Here is a 7474-nt window from a genome sequence, read left to right on the forward strand (position 1 = left end):
GCAGTTGCTGGCGGCGCCGGACAACGGCATCGGGTATGGGATGCTGCGTTATCTGGAGCCGACCGCGAGCGCCGAGTTGGCGCAGTTGCCGACCCCGCAGGTCAGCTTCAACTACCTCGGCCGGTACGCCACCGCACAGACGGATGCGGTGACCGACACCGGGTGGCTGCCGGTCACCGACGTCGGCGACCTGGGTATCACCCAGGACCACGACATGCCGGTCTCCTCGGCGCTCGACATCAACGCGGTCACCACCACCGGCGCCGACGGCCCGCAGCTGGAGGCCACCTGGACGTTCCCGACCGGGGCGCTCGGCGACGACCAGGTCCGCGACCTCGCGAACCGGTGGTGCGCGGCGCTGACGGCGCTGGCCGCGCACGCCGACCGCCCCGACGCGGGCGGATTCACCCCGTCCGATCTCGACCTGGTGCGGCTGCGGCAGGCGTCGATCGACCGGATCGAGGACGCCTACCCGGACTTGTCCGACATCTGGCCGTTGGCGCCGCTGCAGTCCGGCCTGCTGTTCCACGCGATCCTCGCCGACGAGGCCGTGGATTCGTATGTCGTGCAACTGGTCCTCGAACTCGACGGCGAGATCGACGGCGACCGCATCCGCCGCGCCGCACAGGCACTGCTCGACCGGCACCCGAACCTGCGCACCGCGTTCCTTGCCGACTCGGATGGCCAGTCCGTGCAGGTCGTGCACGGCGCACTGACGGTGCCGTGGACGGCGATCGACCTGAGCGAGCTCGACGCCGAGGCGCAACAACTGCGCCTGGCCGAGCTGATGCACGAAGACCGCAACCGGCAGTTCGACATGGCCGCAGCGCCGCTGCTGCGGCTGATGCTCATCCGCACCGCGCCCACCCACTGCCGGCTCGTCGTTACCAACCATCACATCCTGCTCGACGGCTGGTCCATGCCGCTGGTGCTGCGGGACCTGCTGGTGCTCTACGCCGCCGACGGCGACAGCTCCGAGATGCCCAAGCCGCAGCCGTACCACGACTACCTCGCCTGGCTCGCCGCGCGCGACCGCCGGGCCGCGGTCGAGGCGTGGACGGCGTCGCTGGACGGCCTCGACGAGCCGACCCTGCTGCGCCCCCTCGACCGCGGCCGGCAGGTGACCACCATCTCCGAGGAGGTGTGCGTCGAACTCGGCGTCGACGTCACCGCGCAACTCCGCACCGCCGGCCGGGCGCACAGCGTCACCGTGAACACGATGGTGCAGGTGGCGTGGGGGATCGTGTTGGGGGAGTTGACGTCTCGTGAGGATGTGGTGTTCGGGGCGACGGTGTCGGGTCGTCCGCCGGAGATCGCGGGGATCGAGTCGATGGTGGGGTTGTTCATCAACACGTTGCCGGTGCGGGTGGTGTTGGATCGTTCGGAGTCGTTGGGGGAGTTGCTCGAGCGGGTGCAGTCCGAGCAGGCGGGGTTGCTGGATCATCATTATCTGGGGTTGACGGAGATTCAGCAGCAGGTGGGTGCGGCGGCGACGTTCGACACGTTGACGGTGTTCGAGTCGTACCCCGTCGACCGCGCCGGGTTCAGCGCCGACACCGACATCGCCGGGATGCACGTCGTCGACATCACCGACAACGGCGACGCCGCCCACTACCCGTTCGCGGTCCTGGCCACCGCCGAGGACCAGGTGCGACTGCAGTTCAAGTTCCTCGCCGACCAGTTCGCCCGCGGCGAGGTGGAGACCATCGCCGACCGCGTGGTCCGCGTGCTCGACGCCATGCGCACCGATGCCGACCTGCCGCTGGCGCGGCTGAGCCTGCTGACCGACACCGAACGCACCCGGCTGGCGCCGGCGCGGGGTCGGGCCGGCCGGTCGCGGCGGCTGCTGCCCGACCTGCTGCGCGACGCCGTCGCCCGGGATCCGGAACACGTCGCACTCGTCGACGGCGACCGCACGCTGACCTACCGGGAGCTCGACGAGTGGTCCAACCGCATGGCGCGGGTGCTCATCGACGCCGGTGCCCGTCCGGAAACCTATGTGGCCCTGGCATTGTCGCGGTCCATCGAATCGATCGCGAGCATGTGGGCGGTCGCCAAGACCGGGGCCGCGTTCGTCCCGGTCGACCCGCACTATCCGGCCGACCGGATCGAGCACATGCTCACCGACTCCGCCGCGGCCGTCGGCCTGTGCCGGCAGTCCGACCGTGACCGGATGCCGGGGACGACGACGTGGCTGGCCGTCGACGAACCGGCGGTGCGCGCCCGCTGTGCGGCCGCCTCGCCCGCAGCGGTCACCGACGCGGACCGCCGCGGCGCCATCGACTGGGCCGGCGCCGCCTACGCGATCTACACGTCCGGGTCGACCGGCACCCCGAAGGGCGTCGTCGTGACCCACACCGGCCTGGACAACTTCGCGACCGAACTGCGCGAGCGCTACGGCACCGGCCCGGACTCGCGCACCCTGCACTTCTCGTCGCCCAGTTTCGACGCCTCCATCTACGAGTTCCTGCTCGCCTTCGGCGCGTCGGCCACCATGGTGATCGTCCCGCCGACCATCTACGGCGGCGACGAACTGCACCGTCTGCTCGCCGAACAGCGCGTCACCGACGCGTTCCTGACGCCGTCCGTGGTGGCGTCGGTCGACCCGGACAGGCTGCCGGGCTTCACCGGCGTGTGCGTGGGTGGCGAGGCCGTGCCGCCGGAACTGGCCGCGCGGTGGGCCCGCGGCCGGCGGCTCTACGACGGCTACGGCCCCACCGAGGGCACGATCATGGCGAACATCAGCGCGCCGCTGGCCGCGGATGGCGGCGTCACCCTCGGCGGGCCGATCCGCGGCGTCAGCGAGGTCGTGCTGGACGGGCGGCTGCAGCCCGTGCCGGTCGGGGTCGCCGGCGAACTGTACTTCGCGGGCGTCGGGCTGGCCCGGGGCTATCACGCGCGGCCCGCGCTGACCGCCGACCGGTTCGTCGCGAACCCGTTCGGGGACCCCGGCGAGCGGATGTACCGCACCGGCGACGTCGCCCGCTGGGTGGTCGGAGCCGGTGGCGACCTCGAACTCGAGTACCTGGGCCGCAGCGATTTCCAGGTGAAGATCCGCGGCCTGCGCATCGAACTCGGCGAGATCGACGCGGCGCTGGCGGCCGCGCCGGGGGTGGAGTTCGCGGTCACCATCGGCCGGCCCGGACCGTCCGGCGACGCGGCCATGGTCGCCTACGTGCTGCCCGAGCCCGGCCGTTCCGTCGACACCCACGAGCTGACCGTCCGCCTCGCCGACCGGCTTCCCGGCTACATGGTGCCGTCGGCGATCGTGCAACTCGACGAGATCCCGCTGACCCCGATCGGCAAGCTGGACCGCTCGGCCCTGCCCGAACCGGAGTTCCTCGGCTCTCGCGCCGAGTTCCACGCCCCCGCCACGGTCGTCGAACGGGCCGTCGGCGCCGTGTTCGCCGAGGTCCTCGGCCTGGACCGCGTCGACGTCACCGACAGCTTCTTCGACCTGGGCGGCAACTCGCTCAGCGCCACCCGCGTGGTGGCGCGGGTGAACTCGGCGCTCGACACCGGCATCGGCGTGCGCACGCTGTTCGAGGCACCCTCGATCCGCGCCCTGGCCGCCCGCGTCGGCGACGAGCGCGGCCACGCCCGCCCGCGGCCGGGATTGATGGCGCAGCCGTCGTCCGGCGACCGGACCGCCCCCGCGCCGCTGTCGATGGCGCAGCAGCGGATGTGGTTCATCAACCAGTTCGACACCGGCTCACCGGCCTACAACGTGCCGATGGTGGTGCGCCTGACCGGGCGGCTCGACCTCGCCGCGCTGCAGGCCGCGGTGCTCGACGTGCTCGACCGGCACGAGGCGCTGCGAACCCGATTCCCGGACAACGGCTCCGGGCCGGTCCAGGTGGTCGTGCCCGCGGACCGGGTGGGACTGCGGCTGGTGGCCCGCGAGATCACCGGCGCCGGCGCCGAACAGCAACTGCACACCGACCTCGCGGAACTGCTGGGGACCGGCTTCGACGTGACCGAGGCCGTCCCGATCCGCGGCCGGCTGTACCGACTGCCGGACGACGACCGTGACGAACAGGTGCACGTGCTGGCGCTGGTCATGCACCACATCTGCGCGGACGGCGCATCGATGACTCCGCTCGCCCGCGACGTGGTCACCGCGTACACGGCCCGCGCGCACGGCCAGGTCCCGGGCTGGTCGCCGTTGCCGGTGCAGTACACCGACTTCAGCCGTTGGCAGCGTGAGGTCCTCGGCTCCGAAGACGACGCGGACTCGCTGATCTCCGGGCAACTGGATCACTGGCGGCGCACCCTCGCCGGGCTGCCGGAACTGCTGGCGCTGCCGACCGACCACCCGAGGCCGGCCACCCAGTCGCTGCGCGGCGACATCGTGCGCTTCGACATCGACCGCGACGTCCACCACCGGCTGTCGGTGCTGGCCCGCGAACACGACGCCACCTTCTTCATGGTCACGCATGCGGCGCTCGCGGTGCTGCTGGCGCGGCTGTCCGGCTCCGAGGACATCGCGATCGGCACCCCGGTGGCCGGGCGCGGCGACGCGGCGCTCGACGAAATGATCGGCATGTTCGTCAACACGCTGGTGCTGCGTACCGAGGTCGACCCGTCGGCCGGATTCGGCGAGCTGATCGCACATGCCCGCGAGACCGACGTGAGCGCCTTCAGCCACGCCGACCTGCCGTTCGAGCGGCTCGTCGACGTGCTCGACCTGGAACGGTCCACCGCGCATTCGCCGCTGTTCCAGGTGCTCATCGAGTTCCAGAACAACGAACGCCCGCACGTCGAACTGCCCGGGCTGACCGTCGACGCCCTCGAACCGGGCCTGGTCGTCGCCAAGTTCGACCTGCAACTGACCCTCGCCGAACGGTTCGACGCCGCCGGTGCGCCCGCAGGCCTGGACGCGGCGTTCACCTATGCCACCGACCTGTTCGACGCGGCCGGCGCGCAGGCATTCGCCGACCGGTTCCTGCGCATCCTCGACGCCGTCGCCGCCGACTCACGCGGGCCCGTCGGCGACATCGAACTCGCCACGCCGGACGAACTGCAGGCCGTGGTGGCCGACGATCCGGGTGTCCGTGCGCCGGAGGCGACCCTGTCGGACCTGTTCGACGCGACCGTCGCCCGGTTCGGGGACCGGATCGCCGCGGTGTGCGGTGACGAGCGCCTCACCTACGCCGAGCTCGACGGCGAGGCGAACAGGCTGGCGCGGGTGCTGATCGGACGTGGCGTGCGGCCGGGAACGCTGGTCGCGGTGTCGCTGCCGCGGTCGCTGCAACTGGTCGTCGCGCTGCTGGCGGTCATCAAGGCAGGCGCCGGGTACCTGCCCGTCGACGTGTCCTATCCGCGCGAACGGCTCGAGTTCATGCTCGACGACGCCCGGCCGCTGTGCCTGCTGACCGCGTCCACCGAAACGGACCGGCTGCCGGACACCGAGGTGCCGGTGCTGCTGACCGATTCGGTCGAGTTCGACGCCGAACTGGCCGGGCACGGCCGCGGACCGGTCACCGACGTCGACCGCCTCGGCGCGCCGACACCGGAGTCGGTGGCCTACGTGATCTACACGTCCGGATCGACCGGGCGGCCCAAGGGCGTGCTGGTCGCGCACCGCAACGTGCTGACCCTGTTCGCCAACACCGCGGGCGCCTACGGGTTCGACGAGTCGGACGTGTGGACGATGTTCCACTCGTACGCGTTCGACTTCTCCGTGTGGGAGCTGTGGGGCCCGCTGCTCCACGGCGGCCGGCTGGTCGTCGTCGACTACTTCACCGCGCGTTCTCCGGAGCGGTTCGTCGAGCTGGTCGCCGACGAGGGCGTCACCGTGCTCAACCAGACGCCGACCGCGTTCGCGCAGTTCGTCGACGCCGAACGGCAGAGCACCCGCACACTGTCGTTGCGGTACATCATCTTCGGCGGCGAGGCGCTGGACCTGGGGCAGCTGTCTCGGTGGTACGAGCGGCACCCCGACACCGATCGTTCCTCGCCGACCCTGGTGAACATGTACGGCATCACCGAGACCACCGTGCACGTCACCCGCCAGCCGCTGACCCGCGAATTCGCGGAGTCGGCGCGCGGCAGCGTGGTCGGACGGGCGATCCCGCACCTGCGGGTGCGCGTCCTCGACAGCCGGCTGCACCCGGTGCCGGTCGGGGTGCCCGGTGAGATGTACGTCGCCGGTGAGCAGCTCACCCGCGGCTACCTGGGGCGTCCGGGCCTGAGCGCCGGACGGTTCGTGGCCGATCCGCTGGGCGAGCCCGGCGCGCGGATGTACCGGACCGGCGACCTGGCCCGCTGGAACGCCGATGGGCAGCTGGAGTACCTGGGCCGCAGCGACTTCCAGGTGAAGATCCGCGGCTTCCGCATCGAGCTCGGCGAGATCGAGGCCGCGCTGCTCGCGTGTGCCGGGGTCGCGCAGGCGATCGTGCTGACCCGCGACGACCGGCTGATCGGGTACGTGGTGCCGGAGTCCGCCGGCGAGTTGCATGCGGCGCTCGACGTCGACGCGGTGCTCGAGGAGGCCGGCCATCACCTGGCCGCCTACATGGTGCCCGCCACACTGGTGGTCCTGGACACGATGCCGATCACCGCGAACGGCAAGCTGGACCGGCGGGCGTTGCCGGAGCCCGATTTCGGGGCACGTGCGGGTGCGGGCCGGGCGCCGGTCGGCGAGGTCGAGTCGGTGCTGGCGGGGCTGTTCGCGGAGGTACTGGGGATCACCGGCCCGGACGGCTCCCCGGGCGTCGGTGTCGACGATTCGTTCTTCGCCCTCGGCGGCGACTCGATCATGTCGATCCAGCTGGTGGCCCGCGCGAAGGCGGCCGGGCTGTTCCTGTCGCCGCGGGACGTGTTCGAACGCAAGTCCGTCGCCGGCCTCGCCGAGGTCGCGGTGCCGCTGGAGGCCGCCGGGGCCGGATCGGTTGTGCTCGAGGAGCTGCCCGGCGGCGGGGTCGGCGAGGTCGCGTTGACGCCGATCGTGCACTGGATGCTCGATCGAGCCGAATCTGCCGCGCCCGCAGGTGAATACGTGGACTTTGGACGCTACTCGCAGTCCGCGCTGCTGGGCCTGCCCGGCGACGTCGACGCGCCGCGGCTGACGGCCACGGTGCAGGCGGTGCTCGACCACCACGACATGCTGCGGTCGCGGCTGACCCGCGACGACGACGGGACCTGGCGCATGCACGTCGCCCCGGCCGGTTCCGTCGACGCGGCCACGCTGATCCACCGGGTCGAAGTGGACGACCTGGGCGACGGCTTCTTCGCCCGGGCCGCAACCGCACTCGACGCCGCGGCAGACCGTCTCGACCCGTCCGCGGGCGTGGTCGTCGACTTCACCTGGTTCGCCGGCGCGTCCGGTCGCGGCCGGCTGCTGATCCTTGCGCACCACACTGTGGTCGATGGGGTGTCGTGGCGGGTGTTGGTGCCGGATCTGGCGTCGGCGTTCGCGCAGGTGTCGGCGGGTGGGTCGGTGGAGTTGCTGCCGGTGGGTACGTCGGTGCGG

The 7474-nt window shown here is 71.7% G+C and carries 1 protein-coding gene; it reads left to right on the forward strand.

Translation table 11 applies throughout. The annotated features are described in order from the left end of the window. On the forward strand, nucleotides 1-7474 hold a 7474-nt coding region (locus G4X40_RS22840; RefSeq protein WP_277835938.1), incomplete at both ends, for a non-ribosomal peptide synthetase.

Origin of the sequence: Speluncibacter jeojiensis (assembly GCF_029589495.1) — a bacterium.
Taxonomy (GTDB): domain Bacteria; phylum Actinomycetota; class Actinomycetes; order Mycobacteriales; family Mycobacteriaceae; genus Speluncibacter; species Speluncibacter jeojiensis.